Raw genomic sequence first — 25,110 nt, 5'->3', positions numbered from 1 at the left:
AACGGGAGTTGTCGATGCGCCGCCCTTCCTTGCTTGTTCGCCGCGCCGGATGGTTGCTCGCGCTGGTCCTGTCGCCGCTGTTTGCCGCGCCGGCTGCCGCGCCGTCGCCGCTGCTGCCGCTGCCGGCCCAGCTCACGTCGCAGGCGGGCCAGTTCGTGGTGGATGCACGCACGCCCGTGGTACTGGCCGACCACGACCCTGCCACGCGGCAGAGCGCGCAATACCTCGTCGAGCTGGTGGCGCGCGTGCGCGGCTTGCATCTGCGCATCGTGCCGGGCGAAGCCAAGGCCGGCGGCATCGTGCTCGCGCGCGACCCGCAGGCGCCGGTGGTGGCGGCCGAAGGCTATGCGCTCGACGTCACGCCGCAGGGCATCCGCGTCAGTGCGCGCGATGCCGCCGGGCTGTTCCACGGTGCAGTCACGCTGTACCAGCTGCTGACGCCCGACGCGAAGCACGGCGCGGTGCGCGTGCCGGCGCAGAGCATCCGCGACTGGCCGCGCTTCGCCTGGCGCGGCCTGATGCTGGATTCCGTGCGCCACTTCCAGAGCGTCGCCGAAGTGGAGGCGCTGATCGATCAGATGGCGCAGCACAAGCTCGACGTGCTGCACTGGCACCTCACCGACGACCAGGGTTGGCGCATCCAGATCAAGCGCTATCCCGAGCTGACCCGCATCGGCGCCTGGCGCACGCCGCCCGACGCCGGCCAGGACGGCGAGCCGCGGCGCTACGGCGGCTATTACACGCAGGCGCAGATCCGCGCCGTGGTGGCCTACGCCGCCGCGCGTTACATCACCATCGTGCCCGAGCTGGACATGCCCGGCCACGCGCAGGCGGCGGTGGCGGCGTATCCGCAGCTCGGCGTCACCGGCGCGCGGCCGCAGGTTTCCGCCGACTGGGGCGTGAACCCGTATCTCTACAACGTCGACGACGACACCTTCGCCTTCATCGACCACGTGCTCGACGAGGTGATGGCGCTGTTTCCGTCCACCTACATCCATGTCGGCGGCGACGAGGCGATCAAGGACCAGTGGCGGGCCGCGCCCGCGGTGCAGGCGAAGATGCGCGCGCTCGGCCTCGGCAGCGAGGATGCGCTGCAAGGCTGGTTCATCGGTCGCATCGGCCAGTACCTCGAAAAGCACGGCCGCAAGCTGATCGGCTGGGACGAGATCCTGGACGGCGACAACCTGCCCAAGGCGGCCGCCGTGATGAGCTGGCGCGGCATCGACGGCGCGATCAAGGCCGCGATGATGGGCCACGACGTGGTGATGTCGCCTTCGCCGACGCTGTACTTCGACCACGTGCAGGGGGATTTGCCCGACGAGTTCGCCGGCCGGCTCGGCGTGGAATCGCTGCAAGAGGTGTACGGCTTCCAGGCCGTGCCTGCCGTGCTGGACGCCAGGCAGGCGCAGCACGTGCTGGGCGTGCAGGCCAACGTGTGGACCGAGCACATGCCCGGTTTCGTCCACGTCGAGCATGCCGTGTTCCCGCGCCTGGACGCGCTCAGCGAGGTGGCCTGGTCGCCAGCCGCCGCGAACGACTGGCCCGGCTTTCTCGCCCGCCTGCCCGCGCAACTGGCGCGCTACCGCGCCCAGCATGTCGCCTATGCCGACAGCGCCTTCGCGGTGCGCATCGCGGTGGACCGCAACGTGGCGCTGGCCACCGGCAAGGCCACGGTCACCCTGTCCGATCAAACCGGCTCCGGCGCCATCCACTACACGCTGGACGGCAGCGCGCCCAGTGCGGCATCCAGGCGCTACGACGCGCCTGTCAACCTGACGCTGCCGGCCACCGTGCGCGCCGCCAGCTTCGCCGCCGACGGCAGCGAACTGGCCGCGCCGCGCGAGCGCAAGCTCGACCGCGCCGCGCTGCTGAGCCGGCCCGGCCCGGCGCTGGCGAACTGCCCCGGCAGCGACTTTCGCCTGCGCCTGCAGCCCACGCCCGATGCCATCAGCACCCAGCCGGTGTACGCGGTGAACGTGTTCGACGCCTGCCAGATGTTCCCGGCCACGCTGATGGACGGTGTCACGGCCATCCACGTCGAGGCGGCACGCCTGCCGCGCAACTACGCGTTGGCACACGAGCAGAAGCTGGTGATGGCGCGCCCGCAGGCCACGCCGTTCGGCGAGCTGGTGGTGCACGCCGACCGCTGCGACGGCCCGGTGCTGGCCACGCTGCCGCTGCCTGATCCGGCGAAGTCCCCGCGCGAGTTCACGCTGGAGGCGAAGCTGCCGGCGCAGAGCGGCGAGCACAGCCTGTGCCTGCTCGACACCGCGCCCATCCATGGCCCGCTCTACGGCCTGGATCGGGTGACGCTGCAAGGCAAGCCCTGAGAGAGCCTGTGAAAAATCGCTCGTCTGCTGCGACGGCCGCCGAGCGCCCACGTGCCGACGTTCGAATTTCGCACCGACGCTGATGGCCCGCGTGCCGCCGGCCTCGTGCCCGCGGCGCGCCATCTCGGGCGCCACGGGCGCATGCGATGATGCGCGCTGGCGCGAGCCGCGAGGATGCCGCGGGGAGTCCGCGAGTCGCGCCGCCATGCGAAGGAAACGTATGCGTGATGCTTGCCGTGGGACGATCCGCCGACCGGGCCGGATCGGTGTGTGGGCCTTGCTGGCCGGCGTGATCCTCGCCGCGCCGTTGGCGCAGGCCGCCAGCCTCGATGCGGCCTTGCTGCCGACGATCCAGGGCGCCACCTTCGAGGTGGTGCAGGCCAAGCCCGCCGGTGATCCGCTGAGCTACGAGAAACCCTTGCCGCTGGATCTGCTGCCCTACCAGGAGCGCACCGACAAGTACTACTCCATCGGCACCGCCTTCGCGATCGGCCACGGCCGCTACGTCACCGCCGGCCATGTGTTGCTGGCCGGGCTGGACAGCCTGTGGGGCGCGCCCGAGCTGCGCGACGGCGCCGGCCACGTCTACCCGATCGGCCAGGTCGAGCAGTTCGACCTGCGCAAGGATTTCGTGGTGTTCACGCTGGCGCAGCCGCCGGGCAAGGCGGTGGCGCTGCCGGTCGACCGCACGCCCGCGCTCAACGCCGTGGTCTACGCCGTGGGCAATGCGCTGGGCACCGGTGTGGTGATCCGCGACGGCCTGTACACCTCCGACACACCCGAGCAGCAGGACGGCGCGTGGAAGTGGATGCGCTTCTCCGCCGCCGCCTCGCCCGGCAACAGCGGCGGCCCGCTGCTGGACAAGGACGGCAAGGTGATCGGCGTGGTGCTGATGAAGTCGGCCAACGAGAACCTCAACTACGCGCTGCCGATCCGCGAGGTGCTGGACGCGCCGGCGGGCCAGGCCGTGCTGGACACGCGCACGGTCTACCAGCTGGACCTGTTTGGCGACGTGCAGAACGGCCGGCTCAAGGCGCAGTTCGCCCTGCCCGAGAACCTCGCCGCGTTCTACCGCGACGTGCAGTCGCGGCGCGACGCCAGCGAGGACGCCATGCTCAAGGCGCTGCTTGCCCGCGAGGCGCCCACGCTCTTCCCCAATGGCGCCGGCGCGGCGCGCCTGTTGCACCAACAGAGCCAGATGGATGCCTTCCCCACTCTGATCGTGCGCGGCAGCGACGGCATCTGGCAGCGCCACGGCAACGCCGCGCGCGACTACGACCTTGGCCATGACGGTTTCGCCGCCGTGGGCACGGTGGGACGCAACGGCATGGTGCGCATCCGTCGCCCCGACGACGTGGATGCCGCGAGTTTCTACGCCAGCGCCAAGCTGCGCATGGATCTGCTGGCCCGCGCTGGCCTGTTCCATCGCGCGGTGGGCAGCGAGAGCATCAAGATCACCTCGTTCGGCCAGCCGGATCACGAGCGCACCTACCGCGACCGCTGGCAGCGCCCGTGGCATGTCGCGGTGTGGCCGATGCCCTATGCCAACATGCTGATGGTGGCCTACTCGCTGCCCACGCCGGAAGGCTGCGCGATGCTGTTGCGCATGGTGCCGGCCACGGGCCGCCACGACACCCAGCTCGACCTGGACGAGCTGGTCAACTTCGTCCACCTCACCTACGAGGGCAACCTGGCCCAGTGGCGGAGCTTCCTCGCCGCGCCCGCGCTGCAGCCGGCGGTCATGCGCGACATCCACATCGCCTTCGACTACGGCCAGCGTTTCAGCTACGACTCGCCGCGCATGGCCTTCGCCTACCCTTCCGCGCTGCAGGCGGTGCAGCCGGACAACCTGCTGTGGCTGGGCTTCCGCTTCTTCCTCGACGGCGACAAGCCGGTGTGGGACGTGGGCATCGTCGACGTCTGGAAAACCCAGGCCGGCGACGACCACGACAACGTGGATGTGCAGCGCTACATCGCGCCGCCGGCCGGGCTGGATGCCGATTTCACCAGTCGCTGGCGCAAGCTCAGCGAGCGCAGCTTCCCCTACAACGGCGAGGCGCGCTTCGAGAATGGCCTGATGAAGATCAACGCGGTGATCGCGCCGCCGGTTGCCGGTGCGACGTCACCCAGCGTGCTCTACACCGCTTTCTACGGCACCGCCGGCAACCAGCCGCAGACGCAGATGAAGGACAAGCTCGACCTGCTCACCCGGGATCTGCGCATCAAGGAGCACTGAGAGGCGCCCCTTTCAAGGTGTCACCTTCCGTGCTTTGGGCACACGCGCCGTCGTGACATGCGCGCGGGTGGTACTGCCGTCCACATAGCCCTTGGGCACCTTCGGTTTTGGGGCACGTTTGCTGCTGGCCAGAGGTTTGGGCTTGAGGCGCGCCGCCAGCGCCAGCAAGCGTTGCGCGAGCTGCGGTGGCGACAGGTGGCTGGCGCACGGGATGTGCTCCGCCGGCAAGGCCAGCGCGATGGCTTCGTGGCCGCTGACGATCGCCACAGCGAGGTGGAAGAGCGACACGTCCAGTAGCGGGTGCTCGGCCTGATGCGCCGGACGCGCCGATGAGTATTTCCGCAGGAAGCGAAAATACTCACAGGCTCTGAGGCAAGGGACGCCGAGGCGGCGTGTTTTTTATACGAAGTCCGGCCAAGGGTGGCCGGCCGTGAAGGCGTGCCCTCCGACGCCGTGTCACCGAGGTCGTCGGTGGTCACGGGTCAGGGTTGGGCTGCGGGCAGTGGCGCTCACTCTCCCGCACCGGCGATGGCATTCAGTTCCCGCTTTTGCACCACGCAGGTACTCACGATCAAGTCGTGCAAGCCCTGTTTTCGTGCCGTCCAGCCGACCATCACGTATCCGACGTAAAGGATCAGCGTGGACAGAAATTTGCTGAAGAAGCGCCCAGTGGCACGCAGAAAGCCGATGCGTGTTCCACGCATATCGACCACGCTGACGCCCAACACCAACTTGCCCGGCGTAGCCTGCCAACTTGAAGATTCGAAACCCGCCCAATACAACCACATTGGCACGATCAGGAACATGTTCATGCGCCTGTTATCGGCGGGAAGATGCCATCCAAACACGTGCTTTTCCAGCAGCACCAGCGGGAAAATGACAATCAGGCTGTCAACAAGGAAGGCGGCCACGCGGCGCCAAAAGCCTGCGTGCAGGCCGACCATTTCGCTGTTGGATGGCAGCTCGCACAGCAACCGTGGTTGTCCGGAGGCGGCCGCCCTGCGTGTGTTGGCCGCAAGGGTTGCGGCGGCAGGCTCTTCATCAGCGTCGCCATTCCTTTGCAGGACGCTACGCAGAGGCCGCCATACGTTCTGGCTTCCAGGGGAGGCTTCGGTCTGGCCATCCCAGGCACCACATCCCAACTGATGGCGCGCGAACTCGACGCTGACCGGCCCGTGTTCTGTGCCATTCAGCCGAACCCTCAGACCCTGGCCGTCATCCGGCAACAAAAGTGCTTTGGCACCGCAAGCGTCCAGCGCCTGCCAGAGCGTCATCGCTGCATCCTCATCCGTGCAGCGACCGGTCATCGGCAAACGTTTTCGTACGTCGCGCTCGAATGTTGCCGGGTCGCGTTCCAGGACTTGTGCCACGCGTTGCCATGCGGTTATCGCATCCGCGTCTGGTTTCAGCTCGTCAAACAATGTCACGGACCACTGCTGCATGGATTCATTCCTTCGTTTTGCCGGGTTGGGACGGATGATGCTGGCCGTCGCCGGCGGGTTCTAAAAATCCGGGGTGGTTTCTGAAATGCCTGGCATCCGCCCGCCAGTGGCCTTCGCATGCATGTTGCGCATCAATGCCAGCGCCCCGTTGCAATCGCCGCGATGACATCGCTGGCCTTGATGACGTGCGTTGCGCGACCGATCAGGAGGCGCGGCAAGTATTGCGGGCCGCCCGGCCACGTGTGCCCGCCGCCGCCGATCCGATACAACGTCACATGGACACCTTCGCGACAGCCTGTCCAGTCCGTGCGGTCGAGACGAACCACGCCCTTTCCTTGTTCGCGCGCCGCGCTGGGCGTGGGCGCGCAACCATCCCATTTCGCCCAATCCGCAAGCGTCGCCGGAACAGGCAGGACGGCACCACCGCCCGGCAGATGGATGTGCCCGCCCATGTAGGGGTCGATGGGATCGCCGGTGCCGTGGAATGCCACCACCGTCAGCGGCCGCGCTGGGTGGCAATCCGATTGCAGCGATGTTGCGGGCGCACCACTCACCGGCACGATCGCGTCGATGCGTGCCGACATTCGGCAACCAAGCAGCTGGATGAGATGCGCGCCGTTCGAAAAACCCGTGAACACGATGTGGCCGGTGTCGATGCTGTAGCGCTGCTCCAGCAGGCGCAGCAGTGCGCGTGCGAATGCCACGTCATTCACGCCGGCACGGTCGGCCGGCGAATTCACGCCGGCGGCCCACGAGCGGTCAACGCCTTTCGCGTACACGACGATGAAGTTCAGCCGATCGGCAACCGTGTCCAGGCCGGTCATGCGCGCCATACGTGCCGGCGAACTGCCGTGCCCGTGAAACGCGACGACCAGTGGCACGGCTTCACCCTGGCTGTAGTGTGGCGGCAGGTGTATCCGCCATTCGCGCGTTCTTCCATCGATGACGGCACTGTGCAGCGGATCGATGGTTGCCGCGTGGGCGCCTATCGGCGCGGCCAACGACAAGGCCGGCAGGAGCGCCACGCAGGCACGGCAACACCACTTTGCAAGTCGCATGGGGTGAACTCTCTGGGTGTGAGCGGCTATTCGGCCCGAGGCCGACCCCACCGCTGATTACGGCTGGTCACGCAGGTAGCCGTGTTTCGCGCAGAGTCGACCAGATGCGGCAGGCAGGCCGTGTTCTGCCGGGACGGAGTGCGCGAGGGCGTACATCCTGAGCCCTTGATGGTCTATCGCACGGCTTCGCTCCCGCACTTGTCGCTGCATATTTTATGAGCAATGCTCATGAAATATGCTCATGTTGGGTACGCCGTTCGTGACCAGAACAAGTCAGGAAAAACAATCAGTTGCAAGGCGTACCCCGGTGCAGGAGCGGGCCCAGAGGACGCGATTGCTCATATTGGAGACCGCAGTCCAGGTGCTTGAGGAGGATGGACTGGAGCGCTTCAACACCAATCGGCTGGCTGAACGCTCAGGCTTCAGCGTTGGCACCATCTACCAATACTTTGCCAACAAGCAGGCCATCCTGGCGGCACTCTCACACTATGAGCGTGAGCGGCGCATCGGCCTGATCCGCCAGGCGATGCGCCGTCACGATGTCGCGGCCCCCGGCTCGTCCGCCAACGATGCCGACGAACAGCTCGAACGTGTTCGCAAGGTGGTGCGCATCATCCTCAACGTATTCGACGGTCGACACCGGGCGCGCCGCGTTATGGCCGACCTGGCCCTTCAAGCAGGGCACCGGGAGGTGCTGAATCGACCCTTGGCACAACTCGCGGCCATGCTGACCATCGGCTCCGACACACGGCACTCCCGAGCCTTGTCCGATACTGACGCGTTCGTGCTCACGCGAGCGATTGCTGGCGTCCTGCGCGCTGCCTTGGCCAAGGATCCGCGCCTGCTCAAGCAGCCTGCCTTTGAGGATGCCCTGGTCGCGATGATCGTTGGATTTTTGCGCCTACGCCTATGACGCGAGTGCTGCAGGCCCGTGTTATGCAACGGCGTGTCGAGGCCGATCCAAAACCGGCCCACTTATCGGCTGGAAAGCCGCATGTGTGCGTTGAACCATAAATTGGCCGCGACCGTAAAGCATGATTTGGCCGCAGACCCACACGCCTAGGCGATGCCCTGGCGTCAATCGCGTGCCGCCTGAATGCCGTAGCCGTCGCAAGCCATGCGACGACTCCGATGGAGGCTGATCTCCAGGTTCATTTGGATGAGGTTCCATCACCATGACGACGTCAGGCGAACGAGCCCGGTTCTTGATATGGGCGGGCGCATTTCTGGCCGCGCTCACCAGGATGAGAGCCTGCCGATCGCCGTCCGACGAGCGGCTGTCGTCATCGCACGACATTCCCCGGATTTTGCCTTTGGCGAGCGAGGATGGCGCAAACGCGCAGACTCTATTCGTTTGCGCAACGCGGCTGATCCGCGGAGGGCCGTCTGGTGGGCCCACCAGGATTCGAACCTGGAACCAAGGGATTATGAGTCCCCTGCTCTAACCGTTGAGCTATAGGCCCGTGAGGGTGCCGCCCGTTGCGTGGCGGTCATGCATGGTAGCGGGAGCGTGCGCCATCCGCCATGCGGATGGGCGCACGGCGACCCGCTGCGCCGGGGCGTACGACTTCGCTGGGGGCGCTCCGGCATTCTCCTGTTGCGGCTCTGCTTGCCGGCATCAACGCTCTGGCATATAGTTACGCGTAACGTTACGCCTAACCATGCGATGCAGGGAAACACCGAGCCATGACCAGCAACAGGCATCTCAGCCCGGGCGCGAAACGGCAGAAAGCCTTTCGCGAGCGGATGGGCACGATGGGCATGACGATTCCCCGCATCTATATGACGGGGGACGAGCAGGCGATGGTGCGGACGTTCCTGCGCCATTGCCGCGGCGAGCGCACCGAGCGGCTGATCGCGGGCATGGACTTTTCGCGCGCGCACGAGAAGTGAACCGCGCCGCGTCTGTTCGAGGCGCTCAAGGCCGACGCCGCGCGGCAGGACGCGCTGGCCGACATCCGTTTTGAAGGTGTGCCGCCAATGGTCACGCTGGCGCTGTCGCAGTACGGCGGTCAGGCGGTGCGGCTCGCCGTGAGCGACGAGGAAATTTTCGTGACGACGGTGCTTTGCGAGAAGGGCGCGGTGAAGCAGCCGGCGCGCTTCAACCAAGCCTGCCTTCGTCTTGGGCCGACGTTGCCACTGTCGAACGTGGGGCTGGTCGGCAATGACTACATCCTGTTCGGCCAGCTTTCGGCGCACTCGCCGCTGGCCAACATTGTCGAGGAGCTCGACGTGTTGGGCCGCAACGCGGTGGAAACGCTGAACGCGCTGTCCGCACTGATCCGCTGAGGCGCGTTGCCATGCTTCGCTCCACTCCCGAACGCCCCCTGGCCTGCGATGCCGTGAACGGCAAGCGGTGCCCTTGCCCGCCGGCGCACGGCACGGGGTAGCCGGCCATTTCATTTCCCTGACGAACGCATGCGCCGGCGGCTTGGCCGTCGCGGCGGCTGGCATGCGTCCGTCGTCGACCAGGGCGCGGGCGAAACCGCTTCGGCGAGCGAACAGCGGCGGCGCCACGCCCCTCCATCCTGACCCGGCAACGCGCCGGGCATCACCCAAGAAAAGGATTTGCAACCATGACCTGGCTCATAGCGACGGCGGTTGCCGTCATCGTGCTGGTGCTGCTGGTGTATGCCTCCAACGCCATCGTCTACATCCCCAACGACCGCGTCGGCATCGTCGAGCGGTTGTGGGGCGCGCCTTCGCTCTCGGAAGGCTTGATCGCCCTGAAGGGCGAGGTGGGCTTCCAGCCGCAGGTGCTGCGCGGCGGCCTGCACTACTTCTTCCCGTTCCAGTACCGCGTGCACAAGGAGGATCTGGTCACCATCCCGCAGGGTGAGATCGGCTACGTGTTCGCCCGCGACGGCAAGGATCTGGTCGATGGCCAGGCGCTGGGCCGCAGCGTGGACGGCGGCATCGTCGACGTGGCGGCGTTCCTGCGCGGCGGCGGCCAGAAGGGCCCGCAGCGCACGATCCTGCGCGAGGGCACCTATGCGCTTAACCTCGCGCAGTTCGCCATCATCACCGCCAACCGCGTGCACGGTCTGCTGCTGTCGCACGAGGAGGCCGACACCATCGCCAGGATGGGCGCGGTATTGAATCAGCGCGGCGGATTCTCGCCGGTGGTGATCGTCAGCGGCCAGGCGCGCGGCGCCACCGAAGACACCACCCAGGACATGCTCGGCGTGGTCACCGTGCACGACGGCCCGGTGCTGCCGCCGGACGAGATCGTGGCGCCGCGCGTGGGCCAGGATCCAGCCAACGTCGCCACCTTCCACAACAACTTCCAGAACATCGACGCGTTCCTGCGCGCCGGCGGCAATCGCGGCCGGCAGCACCAGGTACTGGTGGAGGGCACGTATTACATCAACCGCCTGTTCGCCACGGTGGATTTCATTCCCAAGACCGTGGTGCCGGTGGGTTCGGTGGGCGTGGTCGTGTCCTACATCGGCAGAGCCGGTGCGGATCGATCCGGCGAGGGCTACTCGCACGGCGAGCTGGTCGACAACGACTGTCGCGGCGTGTGGAAGGAGCCGCTGCTGCCCGGCAAGTACGCGTTCAACACCTACGCCGGCAAGATCCAGCTGGTGCCGACCACCAACTTCATCCTCAAGTGGACGCCGGAGGTGACCAACCTGCACAAGTTCGACGAGAACCTCACCGAAGTTTCGCTGATCACCAAGGACGCGTTCGAGCCGCTGCTGCCGCTGTCGGTGGTGGTGCACATTGACTACCGCAAGGCGCCGCTGGTGGTGCAACGCTTCGGCGACATCAAGCGGCTGGTCGACCAGACGCTGGATCCGATGGTCAGCGCGTATTTCAAGAACATCGGCCAGACCAAGACGCTGATCCAGCTGATCCAGGATCGCGCGGCGATCCAGATGCAGGCCGGCACCGAGATGAAGGAGCGCTTCGCCGCCTACAACCTGGAGCTGCAGGAGGTGCTGATCGGCACGCCGCACGGCAGCGCCGGCAACGCCTCGGGCGCGCGCATCGACACCATCCTCAACCAGCTGCGCGACCGCCAGGTGGCGATCGAGCAAGTGGCTACCTACGAGCTGCAGGAACAGTCGGCGCTGAAGGAGCGTTCGCTGCGCGAAGCGCGCGCCACCACCGAGATCCAGGCGGAGCTGACCAACTCGTCGATCCAGATCGCGATCAAGAAGAACGTGGGCGAGGCCGCCGTGGTGGAGGCCAACAAGCACGCCGAGGTCATTGGCATCAACGCCGATGCCGAGCGCCGCCGGCTCACCGCCGAAGGCGACGGCAAGGCCTCGGCGATCGCCGCGGTCGGCAAGGCGGAAGCGGCGGCGATCCAGGCCAAGTCGCAGGCGCTCACCGGCGAAGGCGCGCGGCTGCAGTTGATCAACACGCTGGGCTCACAGTTCGCCGAGGCGATCCGCGACGGCCAGATCGCCATCGTGCCGAAGATCGCGTTGGGCGGCGAAGGCGGGCAGGGCCTGGGTTCGCTGATCCAGCTCGCCAGTTCGCTGCTGGCCGAGCACGCGGATGCGGGACTGGCCGATGCCACCGTCAAGCCAAGCGATGCGACCGCCGTGGCGGGCGTCTGAGCGCGCGGCGAACGGGAGGTGCCATGCCCCGCCCAGAAGAGTGGCGCGCCCCGCCTCCGGGCGGGGCGACCCCGGGCAGCGCTGATCGACGTCGAGTAAGGAAAGCCGCTGCGCCGCCCGGTTCGGGCGGCGCAGCGCGAGCCGCATGTTGGCTTCGCGCGGCCTTGGCCGGCGACTCCTACATGATCGTTCCGGCCAGCGCGCCGATGCCCGCGGTCAGCGCCATCGCCAGCACGCCCCACAGAACGACGCGCAGCGCCGGTTTCATTGCCTTGGCGCCGCCGGTTCTGGCGCCGGCCACGCCAAGCAGGGCGAGGCACAGGATCGAGCCCGTCGCCACCACCGGCACCAGCCGGGATTCCGGTGCCGCCAGCACCAGCAGCAGCGGCGTGGCGGCGCCGACGGAGAAGGTTGCGGCCGAGGTCAGCGCGGCCTGCACCGGACGTGCGGTCGTGAACTCGGAAATGCCCAGCTCGTCGCGCGCATGGGCGCTGAGGGCGTCGTGGGCCATGAGCTGTTCCGCCACCTGGCGCGCCAGTTCCCTGGTCAATCCGCGCGTCACGTAGATCTGGGCCAGCTCCCTTGCTTCCGACTCCGGGTCTTCCGCCAGCTCGCGGCGCTCGCGCGCCAGGTCGGCGTGCTCGGTGTCCGATTGCGAGCTCACCGACACGTACTCGCCCGCCGCCATCGACATGGCGCCGGCGATCCAGCCCGCCAGGCCGGCGAGCAGCACCGCGTGCTTGCCCGATGCGGCGGATGCCATGCCGAGGATCAGGCTGGCGGTGGAAATGATGCCGTCGTTGGCGCCCAGCACCGCCGCGCGCAGCCAGCCCGCCCGGCCCGCCCGGTGTGATTCCGAATGCAGGCGGCTCATGGTTCGCTGCCGCCCAGCATGCGCTGCAGCACAGCGTCCTTGAGGACGTAGTGGTGGATCAGCGCCACCGCGGCATGAAGGCCGGCCAGCACCACGATGGTCCAGCCGGTGATGTCGTGCAGTTCGCCGAGGGTGTGCGCCAGCGGGCCATCCCTGACCGTGGCGAAACGCAACGGGAACAGGCCGAAGAACTGGAACGTCTCGGCCTGCGCCCAGCGCCAGACGAGACCCAGCGCCACCTGCGCCACCAGCAGCAGGTAGAGCAGGTAGTGCATCGCCTTGGCCGCCTTGCCCTGCAGCCCTTCGACGGCAAGTGGCAGCCGCCTGCCGCGCGTGGCGCGCCACGCCAGCCGCAGCAGCAGCACCGCGGCGAGCACGATGCCCAGCGAGATGTGCAGGGATTCCATCTGCTTGCGCGCATCGTGGGGCAGGAAGTCCCAGAGCATGGCCAGCGCGAAAAGCACGAGCACCAGCAGCGCGGTGAACCAGTGCAGGACGATCGTGGTGCGGTCGTAGCGGGCCGCCGTGGATCGTGCGGCAACGGTGGATGGCGACGGCGTCATGGGCTTGGGTGTTCCTTGGCTTGCTGTAGCGGGGAACCCGGCAGTACCCCGGGGCATGCGTGGACTGTCCGATCCGGCGACGGGCACAGGGCCGAATCCGACGCGCATGCTAGCGGCTGAAACTGTGGCATTTCTGAGCCGCCGGCGCCATGCCCCGACTGTCCCGGCCGCTGCATGCGACGACGGCCGCTTGCGCGGCCGTCGTCGTTGCCCGGCTTTACATGCCGCGGAATCAATCCACGTCGAGGAAGGAGCGCAGTTGCTCGGAGCGCGAAGGGTGGCGCAGCTTGCGCAGCGCCTTGGCTTCGATCTGGCGGATGCGCTCGCGGGTGACGTCGAACTGCTTGCCGACTTCTTCCAGCGTGTGATCGGTATTCATGTCGATGCCGAAGCGCATGCGCAGCACCTTGGCCTCGCGCGGCGTCAAGCCGGCGAGCACGTCGCGCACGGTTTCCATCAGGCCGGTTTCCGTCGCCGATTCGATCGGCGAGCTGGCGTTGCCGTCCTCGATGAAGTCACCCAGGTGGGAATCCTCGTCGTCGCCGATCGGGGTTTCCATCGAGATCGGCTCCTTGGCGATCTTCAGCACCTTGCGGATCTTGTCCTCGGGCATCTCCATTTCCTTGGCCAGCTCCTCCGGCGTGGCCTCGCGGCCGTACTGCTGGAGCATCTGGCGGGAAATGCGGTTGAGCTTGTTGATCGTCTCGATCATGTGCACCGGGATGCGGATGGTGCGCGCCTGGTCGGCGATCGAGCGGGTGATCGCCTGGCGAATCCACCACGTCGCGTAGGTGGAGAACTTGTAGCCGCGGCGGTACTCGAACTTGTCCACCGCCTTCATCAGGCCGATGTTGCCTTCCTGGATCAGGTCGAGGAACTGCAAGCCGCGGTTGGTGTACTTCTTGGCGATGGAGATGACCAGGCGCAGGTTGGCCTCGACCATTTCCTTCTTGGCGCGGCGAGCCTTGGCTTCGCCACTGGCCATGGCACGATTGATGTCCTTGATGTCGGTGAGCGGCAGGAACAGCTTGCGTTCGATCGCGGCGAGCTTCTCCTGCTCGGCGTCGATGGCTTCGCGGTGTTCCTTCACGTGCGGCGACCATTTCTGACGCTTGCGCGACAGCTCGGCGGCCCATTCGAGGTTGCCCTCGTTGCTGGGGAAGGCCTTCAGGAATTCGGCCTTGGGCATCTTCACGTGCTTGACGAAAATGTCCATCAGCGCGCGCTCGTGATGGCGGATGTCGCCCACCACTTCGCGCAGCTTGCGCACGAAACCGTCGATCAGTGCGGACGGCAGCTTGAGCTTCAGGAACTCCTCGGCCATCTGGTCGCGGATCTTGACGATTTTCTTGTCGGTGATGCCGACCGCCTTGGGCGCGGCCTTCTGGAACTTGGCGTAGTAGTCGCGCAGCAGCTCCATGCGGCGCTTGACCTCTTCCGGGTCGGGGCCGCTGGAGCCGGCTTCTTCCTCTTCCTCGGCGCTTTCGTCTTCGTCCTCGTCGGTGGCGTCCTCGTCGTCGCCGTTGGCGGCAGCGGCGGCGGCGGCCTCCTCGGCTTCGATGCGGGCGGCGTCGGCGGCGGCTTCCAGGTCGAGGAAGCCGGCGAGGATCTCGCTGAGGCGGCGCTTGCCGTCCAGGTGCTGGTCGTATTCCTCCAGCAGCAGTTCGATGGTCAGCGGGAAGCTGGCCAGTGCGGTCTGCACCTGCGCGAGGCCTTCTTCGATGCGTTTGGCGATGGCGATTTCGCCTTCGCGGGTGAGCAGCTCCACCGTGCCCATCTCGCGCATGTACATGCGCACCGGATCGGTGGTGCGGCCCACCTCGGCGTCCACCGCGGAGAGCAGCGCGACGGCCTCTTCGGCGGCGGCCTCGTCGTCGCCACTGGCGGCGGGCGCATTGTCGGCCAACGGGTCGGAATCGGGCGCCGCGTCGTGCACCTCGATGCCGACGCCCTTGAGCACCGCCATGATGTCTTCGATCTGGTCGGCGTCGACGATGTCGTCGGGCAGGTGGTCGTTGATTTCGGCGTAAGTGAGGTAACCCTGTTCCAGGCCCTTGGCGATCAGCGCCTTGATTTCGGACTGTTGCTCGTGGACTTTGCTGTTCATTCACCGACCGCCGCAGGGTTCAAGAACCGGACATTATAGCGATGTGCTGCTTTTTTGCCCAGTTTTCAAGTTGAGGGAGCTTGACCGTGGTAACGCAAAAATCGCGCCAGATCGCGGGTTTGCGCGCCATCCGCTGGTGCACGTTCAGCCAGTGTCGAGCCGAAAGGTCACCGGCCCGTCGTTGACCAGGCTCACCACCATGTGGGCGCCGAAACGTCCGGTTTCCACCGTCGGATGCGCGGCGCGCGCGAGTTCCAGCAGACGCTCGAACCAGCGTCGGCCGTGCTCGGGCGGCGCCGCGCTGGTGAAGCTGGGCCGCATCCCGCTATGGGTATCGGCCGCCAGGGTGAATTGGCTAACCAGCAGCAGGCCGCCGCCGACATCGGTTAGCGAACGGTTCATCTTGCCGGCTTCGTCGGCGAACACGCGGTAGCCCAGCAGGCGCTGCAGCAGACGCTGCGCCTCGCGCTCGCCGTCGTGCGGTTCGATCGCCACCAGGGCGAGCAGGCCGGCGTCGATCGCGCCCACGGTGGCGCCGGCAACCTCGACTTGGGCACGGAGCACACGCTGGATCAGGGCGATCATGGCGACGGGGCGGGCGGCGGAATGCGCAGCATAAGCGCGCGTTCGCGCCGGTGGAAGCGCGGGCATCCCGTACACTTCGCCGATGCGTGCCGACATGATCCTCGTCTATCTTCTGCTGCGCCTGCTCGCCCTGCTGCCGCTGCGCGCTTTGCAGGGCGCGGGCGTGCTGTTGGGCCGCCTCGCCCTGTGGCGAGGCGGCGCCACCGCGCACCATGTGGCGGTGAATCTCGCCATCGCCCGGCCCGGACTGGATGCCGCCGCACGCGCCGCCTTGCTGCGCGAGGCGATGGCGGAGAGCGGCAAGTCGGCCACCGAGATCGTGAAGATCTGGGGCGGCGGCGCCGAGCGTGCGCTGGCGCTGGTGCGCGAGGTGCGCGGCGAGGCGCTGTTCGATGCCGCGCTGGCGGCGGGCAAGGGCGTCATCATCGCCGCGCCGCACCTGGGCTGCTGGGAACTGCTGAATTACTGGCTGTGCCGCAAGACGCCGATGGCCATTCTCTATCGCCCGCCGCGCATCGCCGCGCTGGAAGGCCTGCTGCGCAAGGTGCGCGGCCAGCTCGCGCCCGAGCAGGTGCGCGCCGAGGGCGCGGGCGTGCGCACGCTGTACAAGCGCCTCGCCGCCGGTGGCACGGTGGGCATCCTGCCCGACCAGAAGCCACGCGCCGGCGAGGGCGAGATCGTGCCCTTCTTCGGCCGCGATGCGCTCACCATGGTGCTGTTGCCACGGCTGGCCGCGCGCACCGGCGCCACCGTGCTGTATGCCTTCGCCGAACGCCTGCCGCGCGGCGCGGGCTATCGCATCCACCTGCTGCCGGCGCCGGACGGGCTCGCCGACGCCGATCTCGGCAGCGCCTGCGCCGCGCTCAATCGCGGCGTGGAAAACTGCGTGGCGCTGGCCTTCGCGCAGTACCAATGGCAGTACAAGCGCTGGTCAGCCAACGGTTTGTCCAGCCCCTACGACGAAGGCCGGCCGGCATGACATCGCTCGCACGGCGACGGGTATATCGTGCGCGGCTGACGCAACTCAATCACGGAGCAACGCGATGAATCTGGGCATGGTCGGGCTGGGCAAGATGGGCGCCAACATGGCGGAGCGGCTGGTGCGCGGCGGCCACCGGGTGACCGGCTGCGACCCCAGCGCCGAGGCGCGCGCGGCGGCCCACGGCAAGGGCATTGCCGGTGTCGACAGCCTGCCCGCGCTGGTGGCGGCGCTGCCCGCGCCGCGCGTGATCTGGCTGATGGTGCCGGCCGGAAAGATCACCGACGACACCGTCGATGCCCTGCTGCCGCTGCTGGCCCGGGGCGACACCGTGATCGACGGCGGCAACTCCAACTACAAGGACAGCCAGCGCCGCGCGGCGCGCTACGCCGAACACGGCCTGGGCTACGTGGACTGCGGCACCAGCGGCGGCGTGTGGGGGCTGGCCGAGGGCTACAGCATGATGATCGGCGGCGACGTCGCCGTGGTCGAGGCGCTGCGGCCCATCTTCGAGACGCTGGCGCCGGCCAGGGACAAGGGCTGGGGCCGCGTGGGCCCGGCGGGTGCGGGCCACTTCACCAAGATGGTGCACAACGGCATCGAGTACGGCCTGATGCAGGCCTACGCCGAGGGCTTCGCCATACTCCAGCACAAGCAGGAGTTCGGCCTCGACCTGCGCCAGGTGGGCGAAATCTGGCGCGATGGCAGCGTGGTGCGCTCCTGGCTGCTCGACCTCACCACCGACGCGCTGGGCAAGAACCCCGCGATGGACGGCATCGCGCCCTACGTGGTCGATTCCGGCGAAGGCCGCTGGACGGTGGCCGAGGCCATCGACCTCGACGTGCCCGCGCCCATCATCACCGCCGCGCTGATCGAGCGCCTGCGTTCGCGCGATGGCGACTCCTTCACCGACAAGCTGCTGTCCGCCATGCGCAACGAGTTCGGCGGGCATGCGGTGAAGCACGAGGCGAAGTAGGCACCTGCCCGAGCAACGTCATCCCGGCTGGGAGGTTCAGCCGGGATGAAACGGCCAGAACGTCGGGATCAGCCACATCGACAGCGTGCAGAACAGCGCGATCAGCGGAATGCCCATCTTCATGAAGTCGGTGAAGCGGTAGCCGCCGGCGTAGTACACCATGGTGTTGGTGGGGTAACCCACCGGGGTGGCGAAGGAGGTGGCGGCGGCGAACGCCACGGCCACCACAAAGGGGCTGGGGCTGGCGTCCAGCGCGTGCGCCACGCTCACCGCGATGCCCACCATCAGCACCACCGCGGGGTTGTGGCCCATCAGCTCGGTAAGCAGGGCGGTGAGCAGGTAGACCATCAGCAGCGCGGCGAGCGGGCCGTGGTTGCCGATCAGTTGCATGCCGGCCTGCACCACGGTGTGCGACAGCCCGGTGTTCTCGATGGCGGTGCCCAGCGGCAGGATGGCGCCGAGCAGCACGATGATCTTCCAGTCCATGCCCTCGTAGACGTCCTTGCGGCCGTAGCAGCCGGCCAGCGCCATCGCCGCCGCGCCGCAGATCGCGGCCACCGGGATCGGCAGCCAGCGCAGCCCCGAGACCAGCACCACGCCGGCCATGATCGCCGCGGCCACGACCGCCTTGTACGAAGGGCGGCGCGCGTCGTCGCGCTCGCTGAGCACGATGAAGGCGTCGTCGCCGCGCAGCTGCGCCATGCCGGGCTCTTCCACCAGCACCAGCAGCACGTCGCCCACCGCGAGGCTGACGTCGGCCAGGGTGTTGCGCAGCATCTGGCCGCGGCGGTGGATGGCCAGCACCACCGTGTCGGCGCGGCGGCCCAGCTCGGTCTCGGCCAGCCGCCGCCCTTCGGCGAGGCTGGCCGGCGCCACCATCACCTCGGCCAGCACGCCGGGGTGGCGTGTGTCGCGCGCGTAGCGGCTCTCCGGCACGTTGCTGAGGTGCGCGCGGCGGGCGAAATCCTCGATCTTTGCCCAGTCGCCACGCACCAGCAGCACGTCGCCGGCCTCCATCTGCTGCGAGCGCGGCGACCACATGCGCCGGTCGCCGCGCAAGAGTTCCAGCGGATACACGCCATAGCGCTCGCCCAACCGGGCTTCGTCGATGCGCTTGCCCACCAGCGGGGAGCTGGTGCCCAGCGCCAGTTCGGTGACGTATTTGCCGATGCTCGCCTCCTCGACGGCGTTGGCGTCGACGTGGCGCGGCAGCAGCCAGCGACCCACCAGCATCAGGTAGGCGATGCCGACGACGGCGAGGATCGCGCCCATCGCGGTGAACTCGAACACGCCGAAACCTGGCAGGCCGGCCTTCTGCGCCAGCGAATCGGCGAGCAGGTTTGACGAGGTGCCGATCAAGGTACACACGCCGCCCATCTGCGCGGCGAAGGCCATCGGCATCAGCACGCGCGCGGGCGAGGTGCCGGTGCGCTGGCATACGCGCAGCGCCAGCGGCAGGAAGGTGGCGACCAGGGCGATGTTCTTGATGAAGGCGCCCAGCGGCGCGATCACCAGCATCAGTATCAGGGTGAGCAGCCAGGGCCTGCGTATGCGCATCAGCAGGCGGCTGAGCGGCTCCAGCGCGCCGGAGCGCTCGATGCCGATGGAGAGCGCGAACATCGCCGCCACCGTCACCGTGGCCTCGTTGCTGAAGCCCGACAGCGCTTCGACCGGACTGACGATGCCCAGCGAAACCAGCGCGGCCAGCAGCAGCAGCGCCACCAGGTCCACGCGCAGCTTTTCGCTGGCGAACAGCACCATCGCCACCGCGACCAGCGCCACCACGGCCCAGGCCTGCCAGCTCATGCGGCGGCTTTCCCGTGAACGATGGTGGCGTGCGCCCTGCGCAATGTCTGCATCGGTTCGACCCCGGCGTCATGCGGCATGTGAAACCGCATGCTACGCGAGCAGGCCGCATCCCGCGACACGCGCGGCGGTTACGCGGCAGAATGCGGGCATGAACACGACTTCCACCGGCACCGCCGTTGCTGTTCCGCAGGTCCACCCCAGTGTGGCGTTGGCGCTGGGCGCCGGTGGCGCCAAGGGGCTGGCGCACATCGGCGTGATCGAGGAGCTGGAAGCGCGTGGTCTGCGCATCCAGGCCATCGCCGGCAGTTCGATGGGCGCGCTGATCGGCGGCGTGCATGCCATGGGCAAGCTCGCGGTGTACCGCGACTGGGTGTGCTCGCTGGACAAGCTCGACGTGCTCAAGCTGGTGGACTGGAGCTTCAGCGGCGGCCTCATCAAGGGCGAGAGGATCATCGGCACGTTGCGCGAGCTGATCGGCGAGGCGCAGATCGAGGAGTTGCCGATCAGCTACACCGCCGTGGCCACCGACCTCGACCGCGAGCGCGAGGTGTGGCTGTCGCGCGGGTCGCTGCTCGATGCCATCCGCGCCTCCTTCGCCATCCCCACGGTGTTCCGGCCGCACCATGTGGACGGTCGCCGACTGGTGGATGGCGCCCTGCTCAATCCGGTGCCGGTGACGCCGCTGATCCGCGAGTGCGTCGACTACGTCGTGGCGGTGAGCCTGGATGGCGCCGCCGTGGTGGAAGCCGCGCCGGGCGTGGTCGAACCCGACGGGAGTCCCGGCTATCGCCAGCGCATCGGCGCCTTTCTCGGTCGCCTCATGTCGTACGGCGACCACGCCGAGCCCACGCGCGACCCCGGCGCCTTCGAGGTGCTCAGCCGCGCGATGGACATGATGCAGGCCAACCTTTCGCACCTGCGCCTGGCCGCCTACGAGCCGGATTTACTGATCCAGCTGCCGCGCAACATGGCCGGTGTGTACGAGTTCTACCGCGCGCGCGAACTGATCGAACTGGGCCGCGAGCAGGCGCGCAAGGTGCTGGACGACTGGCCGACCGCGACGACGACACCGGCGCGACCGTAGGCTGCCGCTGCCGCAGGCCGTTCAGTGCGGCCCGTGCGTGCGCAGCCAGTTCTCCAGGTAGGCTTTCATCACCACCGCGTTGTTGTGCTCTTCGTCGCGCGCGCCGAACAGCAGGGTGACGTGGTGCTTCGCGGCGTGCTCGGCCAGCGGCTGCCAATGCTCGGCGAGTTTGTCCAGCTCGCCCGCGTAGCGCTGGCGGAAGCCTTCCCACAGGCTGGGGTCGTGCTTGAACCACTGCCGCAGCGCGGTGGAGGGCGCCAGCTCCTTTGCCCACAGATCCAGCGGCACGTCTTCCTTCTTCAGCCCGCGTGGCCACAGGCGGTCGATCAGCACGCGGTAGCCGTCGCCCTTCGCGGCGGGCTCGTAGACACGCTTGATGGTGATGCTCACGGAACGCTCCCGGTGGGGAATGCGTTGCAGCATACGCTCGCGCGTCGTGGTGGGCGTGACGCGGGTCAGCGCTCCTCGACGCGGGTGACCTTGCCCCGCCGCATCAGCCAGGCCACGCCGCGCAGGTCGGCCAGGCCCACCCACAGGCGGTCGAGCATGCCGTACTTGCTGACGCCTGCCGTGCGCGGGCGGTGGCCCACCGGCACGCTCTGGCTCTGGAAACCGGCGCGCTTCACCAGCGCCGGCAGGTAGCGGTGCATGTGGTCGAAATAGGGCAGGCGCAGGAACACCTCGCGCTCGAACAGCTTGAGGCCACAGCCGGTGTCCGGCGTGGCGTCGCGCAGCATGCGCGAGCGCACCGCGTTGGCGACCTTCGAGGAGATGCGCTTGTTGAAGCTGTCGCGGCGCGTGGTGCGCCAGCCGGCGAACAGCTTCACCTCGGCCGCCGCGGCATCGCGTGCGGCGAGCAGTTTCGGGATGTCGGCCGGGTCGTTCTGGCCGTCGCCGTCCAGCGTGGCGATCCACGCGCCGCGCGCCGCGCGCACGCCGTTCCACACCGCCGTGCTCTGCCCGCTGCGGGTGACGTGGTGCAGCACACGCAACTCGGGGTGCTGCGCTTTCTGTGCATCGAGCACGGCGCGACTGTCGTCGGACGAATCGTCGTCGACGTAGATCACCTCGTAGTCGATCTTGCCGCGCAGCGCGGCGGCGATTTCGGCGAGCAGCGGCGGGATGTTGTCGCGCTCGTTGAAGACGGGAACGACGACGGAAAGCTGAGGCATGGCGGGGCCTTTGCGGAGACGGGTGCCGCGATGCGACGGCAGGAACGGATTTTAGTGCATGCAGAGCGCAGGCCTCCCCCTCTCCCTTCGGGGGAGGGGTTGGGGGCGAGGGTTCGGGCGGAGCGGAGCATCGCGCTTCGTACCGCACCCTCATCCGCCCTGTCGGGTACCTTCGTTCAGCACATCCCTGTGCTTCACCCTCCGGGCGGCTCCGCCGTGCAAATCGGCAATCCTGCCGATTTGTCTCCCGAGGGTAGAAGGAATCACACCCTCAGCACCGCGAAATATCCAGATCAGCGGATCTTGCCGAGGATGCCTTCAAGCTCGTCGTTGCTGTGGTAGTGGATCACCAGCTTGCCGCGGCCACCACGGGCTTGCGCCAGCTCGACGCGGGTGGCGAAGCGCTCGGCCAGCTCACGTTCCAGTGCGGCGATGTTGGGGTCGGCGGCGGGTGCATGCCTGGCCTTGCCCTTGGGCGCGGCCTGCGCGCGGCGCGCGGCGTCTTCCAGCTCGCGCACGCTCCAGCCCATCGTCACGGCCTGGCGGGCGAGCTGCAGGGCGATGCCTTCGTCCAGGGTGAGCAGGCAGCGCGCGTGGCCCATCTCCAGCTTGCCCTCGTCCAGCAGCTTCTTGATCGCCTCGGGCATCTCGGTGAGGCGCAGCAGGTTGGAGACGGCGGCGCGCGAGCGGCCCACGGCCTCGGCGGCCTGCTGGTGGGTGAGGTCGAAATCCTCGATCAGGCGCTTGAGCGCGTCGGCTTCTTCCAGCGGGGTGAGATCCTGGCGCTGGATGTTCTCGATCAGCGCCATGGCGGGCACCGCGACTTCCGGCACCTCCTTCACCAGGGCGGGGATCTCGCTCATCTGCGCGCGCTGGGCGGCGCGCCAGCGGCGTTCGCCGGCGATGAGTTCGTAGGTGTGCTTGCCGATGGCGCGCACCACCACCGGCTGGATCAGGCCCTGCGCCTTGATCGAGGCGGCCAGTTCGTCCAGCGCCTCGTTGTTCCAGTGGCGACGCGGCTGGTATTTGCCGGCCTGGATCTGGCCGATGGGGAGCGTGCGCAGCTCGCCTTCCTGCTCCAGCACCGGCGTACCGGCGCCGTCGCCGCCCAGGAGCGCATCCAGCCCGCGACCCAGCCCTCGTTTCTTTGCAGCCATGTGTCAGTCCTGGTGGGTGGCGTCCAGCGCTTCGTCCGGCTCGGCGGCGGCATCGTCCAGCTCGTGGTGCACCGGCGGCAGGCCGCGCTCGCGGCGGATGATCTCGCCGGCCAGCCCGATGTAGGCGATCGCGCCGCGCGAGCTGCGGTCGTAGAGGTGGATGGGCTGGCCGTGGCTGGGCGCCTCGGCGAGGCGCACGTTGCGCGGGATGATGGAGCGCAGCACCTTGTCGCCGAAGTGTTCGGTGAGCTGGGCCGAGACTTCGTTGCCGAGGTTGTTGCGCACGTCGTACATGGTGCGCAGCAGGCCTTCGATCTCCAGCCGGGGGTTCAGCCGCTGGCGCACCGCCTTGATGGTTTCGAGCAGGCTGGAGAGGCCTTCCAGCGCGAAGTATTCGCACTGCACCGGGATCAGCACGCCGTCGGCGGCGGTGAGCGCGTTCAGCGTGAGCAGGTTCAGCGAGGGCGGGCAATCGACCAGGATGGTGTCGTAGCGCCCGTCAACCTTGGTCAGCACCTCCTTCAGCCGGTGCTCGCGCGCCAGCGCGTCCATCAGCTTGAGCTCGGCGGCGGTGAGGTCGCCGTTGCCGGGCAGGAGGTCGAAATGGCCCTCGGTGGCGACCGCGGCCTCCGCCACCGTGGCTTCCTCCAGCAGCACGGCGCAGCCGTTGGGCTGCGCGGCGCGCTTGTCCACGCCGGAGGCCATGGTGGCGTTGCCTTGCGGGTCCAGATCGACGAGCAGCACGCGGCGCTTCGCCGCGGCCAGCGCCGCCGCAAGGTTGACGGCCGTGGTGGTCTTGCCGACGCCGCCCTTCTGGTTGGCGACAGCGAGAATGCGTGCCATGTCGGTGGATCGTTTGCGCGGAAGGGCGCCTAGATTAGCAGGCCCGGCTCAGTCGGTGGCCCGACGGAGCACCACCAGGTGGCGCTCCGCGTCCAGCCCCGGCACGGTGAGCGCGTGGATGGACGCCACCGCGAAGCCGGCCGGCACGCCGGGCAGCTCCTCGGTGGGCGGCTTGCCCTTCATCGCTAGCCAGCGACCGTGCGGAGCCAGCAGATGACCGCCCCAGCCAAGCATGTCGGCGAGGCTGGCGAAGGCGCGAGCGGTGATGCAGTCGTACTGGCCCTCGACCTCTTCCACGCGGGCCTGCATGGCGCGCACGCCGTCGAGCTTGAGCGTGCGGATCGCCTCGCGCAGGAAGCGCACCTTCTTGCCGTTGGAATCCACCAGCAGGATCTGCCGCTCCGGCGCGGCGATGGCCAGCACGATGCCGGGCAGGCCGGGGCCGGTGCCGAGGTCGGCGAGGGTGGTGCCCGTCACGTGCGGCAGGATGGCCAGCGAGTCCAGCAGGTGGCGGGTGACCATCTCGGCGGGATCGCGGATCGCGGTGAGGTTGTAGGCGGCGTTCCAGCGCTCCAGCAGCGCCTGGTAGTCCAGCAGGCGCGCCGCGGCGCCAGCAGGCAGGCTCAGCCGCATGGCGGCGATGCCCTGTTCGAGACGGGCTTGCAGGGCGGCGCGGTCGGTCATGCGGACTTCCGGTGAGGCGGGCCGGGCAGTATAGAAAAACCCGCCGGACGGCGGGTTCGGGCGGCACGACGTGGCGAGAGTGCTCAGGCGGCGGTTTCCAGCTCCACCCGGGTCACCATCATGCCGCGTTCGCGCAGCGCGCCGTTCAGCGCCTGCTTCACGTGCGCGCCCAGCTCGTGGCGGTTGGCGGCGGGTTCGTCGCGCAGCGCCGCCTGGGCACCGCGACGGATCAGCTCGCTCACCTCGTCGATCACCGCGTCGGCGCGCTCGGGTTCGAGCACCTGCCAGTACACCGTGCCGCGCAGGGCGCTGGGGTCATCCAGGCGCAGGATCTGGCCGCTCAGGTCGATCTTGTGCGCCACGCGTTCGCGCCAGGGCAGCACCAGATGCGTGCCCTCGGCAAGCACGCGCACCAGTTTGCCGCCGCGATACAGGCTGTAGACCTGTCCCGCCGGCACGCGACGCGTCGCGCTGGCGAGCAGCAGGGCGGAGAAGGCGAGCAGCAGGATCAGTGCGGTTGACATGGCTTTGGCGGCAATGGGTTGCGTGACGTTTCTGTGACTTTCCGCAGCTTTGGAATGCAGCTGCCTGAACAATTGGAAGTTAACTGGTATTTAACGCCAGCTCGAGGGGCTTGACA

Annotated in this window: 23 protein-coding genes and 1 tRNA gene; 9 read left to right on the top strand and 15 right to left on the bottom strand. The window is 68.1% G+C overall.

The window, feature by feature from the left end; all coding sequences use genetic code 11:
• The first annotated feature begins 14 nt into the window (after positions 1 to 14).
• Together AC3WQA_RS10150 and AC3WQA_RS10145 are read left to right on the top strand one after the other, a co-directional pair.
• Positions 15 to 2,330, top strand: coding sequence for a beta-N-acetylhexosaminidase (locus AC3WQA_RS10150; protein WP_492674932.1), 2,316 nt, complete (start codon positions 15 to 17; stop codon positions 2,328 to 2,330).
• Positions 2,331 to 2,550: 220 nt separating this feature from the next.
• Positions 2,551 to 4,566 carry a S1 family peptidase gene (locus tag AC3WQA_RS10145; RefSeq protein ID WP_492674931.1) on the top strand — a complete coding sequence of 672 codons (2,016 nt, stop codon included), beginning with the start codon at positions 2,551 to 2,553 and terminating at the stop codon, positions 4,564 to 4,566.
• Positions 4,567 to 4,578: 12 nt separating this feature from the next.
• On the opposite strand, the gene AC3WQA_RS10140 is transcribed toward AC3WQA_RS10145, so the two are convergent.
• From AC3WQA_RS10140 to AC3WQA_RS10130, 3 genes are all read right to left on the bottom strand, one after another.
• A complete protein-coding gene (locus AC3WQA_RS10140) occupies positions 4,579 to 4,854 on the bottom strand; it encodes a hypothetical protein (protein WP_492674930.1) in 276 nt (91 codons plus the stop codon).
• 221 nt (positions 4,855 to 5,075) lie between these two features.
• Positions 5,076 to 6,008 (bottom strand): RDD family protein, encoded by a 933-nt coding sequence (locus AC3WQA_RS10135; protein ID WP_492674929.1) that lies wholly within the window; start codon positions 6,006 to 6,008, stop codon positions 5,076 to 5,078.
• Between the two features lie 131 nt (positions 6,009 to 6,139).
• Complete coding sequence (locus AC3WQA_RS10130; RefSeq protein ID WP_492674928.1) at positions 6,140 to 7,033, bottom strand: CE1 family esterase; 894 nt, start codon at positions 7,031 to 7,033, stop codon at positions 6,140 to 6,142.
• A 274-nt stretch (positions 7,034 to 7,307) separates the two neighbouring features.
• Between AC3WQA_RS10130 and AC3WQA_RS10125 the strand changes: the two genes are divergently transcribed.
• Positions 7,308 to 7,979 carry a TetR/AcrR family transcriptional regulator gene (locus AC3WQA_RS10125; protein WP_492674927.1) on the top strand — a complete coding sequence of 224 codons (672 nt, stop codon included), beginning with the start codon at positions 7,308 to 7,310 and terminating at the stop codon, positions 7,977 to 7,979.
• Between the two features lie 474 nt (positions 7,980 to 8,453).
• Here AC3WQA_RS10125 and AC3WQA_RS10120 read toward each other — a convergent pair.
• A tRNA-Ile gene (locus tag AC3WQA_RS10120) sits at positions 8,454 to 8,529 on the bottom strand.
• A gap of 223 nt (positions 8,530 to 8,752) precedes the next feature.
• On the opposite strand from AC3WQA_RS10120, the gene AC3WQA_RS10115 reads away from it, so the two are divergent.
• The 3 genes from AC3WQA_RS10115 (at position 8,753) to AC3WQA_RS10105 (ending at position 11,637) form a co-directional block, all read left to right on the top strand.
• Positions 8,753 to 8,959 (top strand): hypothetical protein, encoded by a 207-nt coding sequence (locus AC3WQA_RS10115; protein ID WP_492674926.1) that lies wholly within the window; start codon positions 8,753 to 8,755, stop codon positions 8,957 to 8,959.
• Between the two features lie 12 nt (positions 8,960 to 8,971).
• Positions 8,972 to 9,355 (top strand): DUF2170 family protein, encoded by a 384-nt coding sequence (locus AC3WQA_RS10110; RefSeq protein WP_492676344.1) that lies wholly within the window; start codon positions 8,972 to 8,974, stop codon positions 9,353 to 9,355.
• Positions 9,356 to 9,642: 287 nt separating this feature from the next.
• Entirely contained in the window at positions 9,643 to 11,637 is a 1,995-nt protein-coding gene (locus AC3WQA_RS10105; RefSeq protein WP_492674925.1) for an SPFH domain-containing protein, read from the top strand.
• Positions 11,638 to 11,815: 178 nt separating this feature from the next.
• Here AC3WQA_RS10105 and AC3WQA_RS10100 read toward each other — a convergent pair whose 3' ends face one another.
• From AC3WQA_RS10100 to dtd, 4 genes are all read right to left on the bottom strand, one after another.
• Positions 11,816 to 12,511 carry a VIT1/CCC1 transporter family protein gene (locus AC3WQA_RS10100; protein ID WP_492674924.1) on the bottom strand — a complete coding sequence of 232 codons (696 nt, stop codon included), beginning with the start codon at positions 12,509 to 12,511 and terminating at the stop codon, positions 11,816 to 11,818.
• Positions 12,508 to 13,074 (bottom strand): cytochrome b, encoded by a 567-nt coding sequence (locus tag AC3WQA_RS10095; protein ID WP_492674923.1) that lies wholly within the window; start codon positions 13,072 to 13,074, stop codon positions 12,508 to 12,510. The genes AC3WQA_RS10100 and AC3WQA_RS10095 overlap by 4 nt, the downstream gene beginning before the upstream one ends.
• A 232-nt stretch (positions 13,075 to 13,306) precedes the next feature.
• A complete protein-coding gene (gene rpoD, locus AC3WQA_RS10090; RefSeq protein WP_492674922.1) occupies positions 13,307 to 15,181 on the bottom strand; it encodes an RNA polymerase sigma factor RpoD in 1,875 nt (624 codons plus the stop codon).
• A gap of 144 nt (positions 15,182 to 15,325) precedes the next feature.
• Positions 15,326 to 15,766 (bottom strand): D-aminoacyl-tRNA deacylase, encoded by a 441-nt coding sequence (dtd, locus tag AC3WQA_RS10085; RefSeq protein WP_492674921.1) that lies wholly within the window; start codon positions 15,764 to 15,766, stop codon positions 15,326 to 15,328.
• A gap of 82 nt (positions 15,767 to 15,848) precedes the next feature.
• Here dtd and AC3WQA_RS10080 point away from each other — a divergent pair, with 82 nt between their 5' ends.
• Entirely contained in the window at positions 15,849 to 16,745 is an 897-nt protein-coding gene (locus tag AC3WQA_RS10080) for an LpxL/LpxP family acyltransferase (protein WP_492674920.1), read from the top strand.
• A 64-nt stretch (positions 16,746 to 16,809) separates the two neighbouring features.
• Entirely contained in the window at positions 16,810 to 17,721 is a 912-nt protein-coding gene (gene gnd / locus AC3WQA_RS10075; RefSeq protein WP_492674919.1) for a phosphogluconate dehydrogenase (NAD(+)-dependent, decarboxylating), read from the top strand.
• 36 nt (positions 17,722 to 17,757) lie between these two features.
• Here the strand turns inward: gnd and AC3WQA_RS10070 are convergent, their stop codons facing one another.
• The gene (locus tag AC3WQA_RS10070) at positions 17,758 to 19,527 is read right to left on the bottom strand and encodes an SLC13 family permease (protein WP_492674918.1); all 1,770 of its coding nucleotides are present in this window, start codon (positions 19,525 to 19,527) and stop codon (positions 17,758 to 17,760) included.
• A gap of 151 nt (positions 19,528 to 19,678) precedes the next feature.
• Here AC3WQA_RS10070 and AC3WQA_RS10065 point away from each other — a divergent pair, with 151 nt between their 5' ends.
• Positions 19,679 to 20,614 (top strand): patatin-like phospholipase family protein, encoded by a 936-nt coding sequence (locus tag AC3WQA_RS10065; protein WP_492674917.1) that lies wholly within the window; start codon positions 19,679 to 19,681, stop codon positions 20,612 to 20,614.
• Positions 20,615 to 20,635: 21 nt separating this feature from the next.
• Here the strand turns inward: AC3WQA_RS10065 and AC3WQA_RS10060 are convergent, their stop codons facing one another.
• The 6 genes from AC3WQA_RS10060 to AC3WQA_RS10035 all read right to left on the bottom strand — a co-directional run bounded on the left by AC3WQA_RS10060 (position 20,636) and on the right by AC3WQA_RS10035 (position 24,994).
• The gene (locus AC3WQA_RS10060; protein WP_492674916.1) at positions 20,636 to 21,004 is read right to left on the bottom strand and encodes a DUF488 domain-containing protein; all 369 of its coding nucleotides are present in this window, start codon (positions 21,002 to 21,004) and stop codon (positions 20,636 to 20,638) included.
• Between the two features lie 65 nt (positions 21,005 to 21,069).
• Positions 21,070 to 21,786, bottom strand: a complete 717-nt coding sequence (locus AC3WQA_RS10055) for a glycosyltransferase (protein ID WP_492674915.1) — start codon at positions 21,784 to 21,786, stop codon at positions 21,070 to 21,072.
• Between the two features lie 293 nt (positions 21,787 to 22,079).
• Positions 22,080 to 22,943, bottom strand: coding sequence for a ParB/RepB/Spo0J family partition protein (locus tag AC3WQA_RS10050; protein ID WP_492674914.1), 864 nt, complete (start codon positions 22,941 to 22,943; stop codon positions 22,080 to 22,082).
• Between the two features lie 3 nt (positions 22,944 to 22,946).
• Positions 22,947 to 23,786: a ParA family protein gene (locus tag AC3WQA_RS10045; RefSeq protein WP_492674913.1), complete on the bottom strand. Its 840-nt coding sequence runs from the start codon at positions 23,784 to 23,786 to the stop codon at positions 22,947 to 22,949.
• 48 nt (positions 23,787 to 23,834) lie between these two features.
• Entirely contained in the window at positions 23,835 to 24,470 is a 636-nt protein-coding gene (gene rsmG / locus AC3WQA_RS10040; RefSeq protein WP_492674912.1) for a 16S rRNA (guanine(527)-N(7))-methyltransferase RsmG, read from the bottom strand.
• 83 nt (positions 24,471 to 24,553) lie between these two features.
• Positions 24,554 to 24,994, bottom strand: coding sequence for an SPFH domain-containing protein (locus AC3WQA_RS10035; protein ID WP_492674911.1), 441 nt, complete (start codon positions 24,992 to 24,994; stop codon positions 24,554 to 24,556).
• Positions 24,995 to 25,110: the final 116 nt, after the last annotated feature.

The organism is Rhodanobacter sp. FW106-PBR-R2A-2-24, from assembly GCF_058789615.1.
Note: the sequence above shows the minus strand (reverse complement) of the source record. Positions and strands in the feature narration are given on the sequence as shown.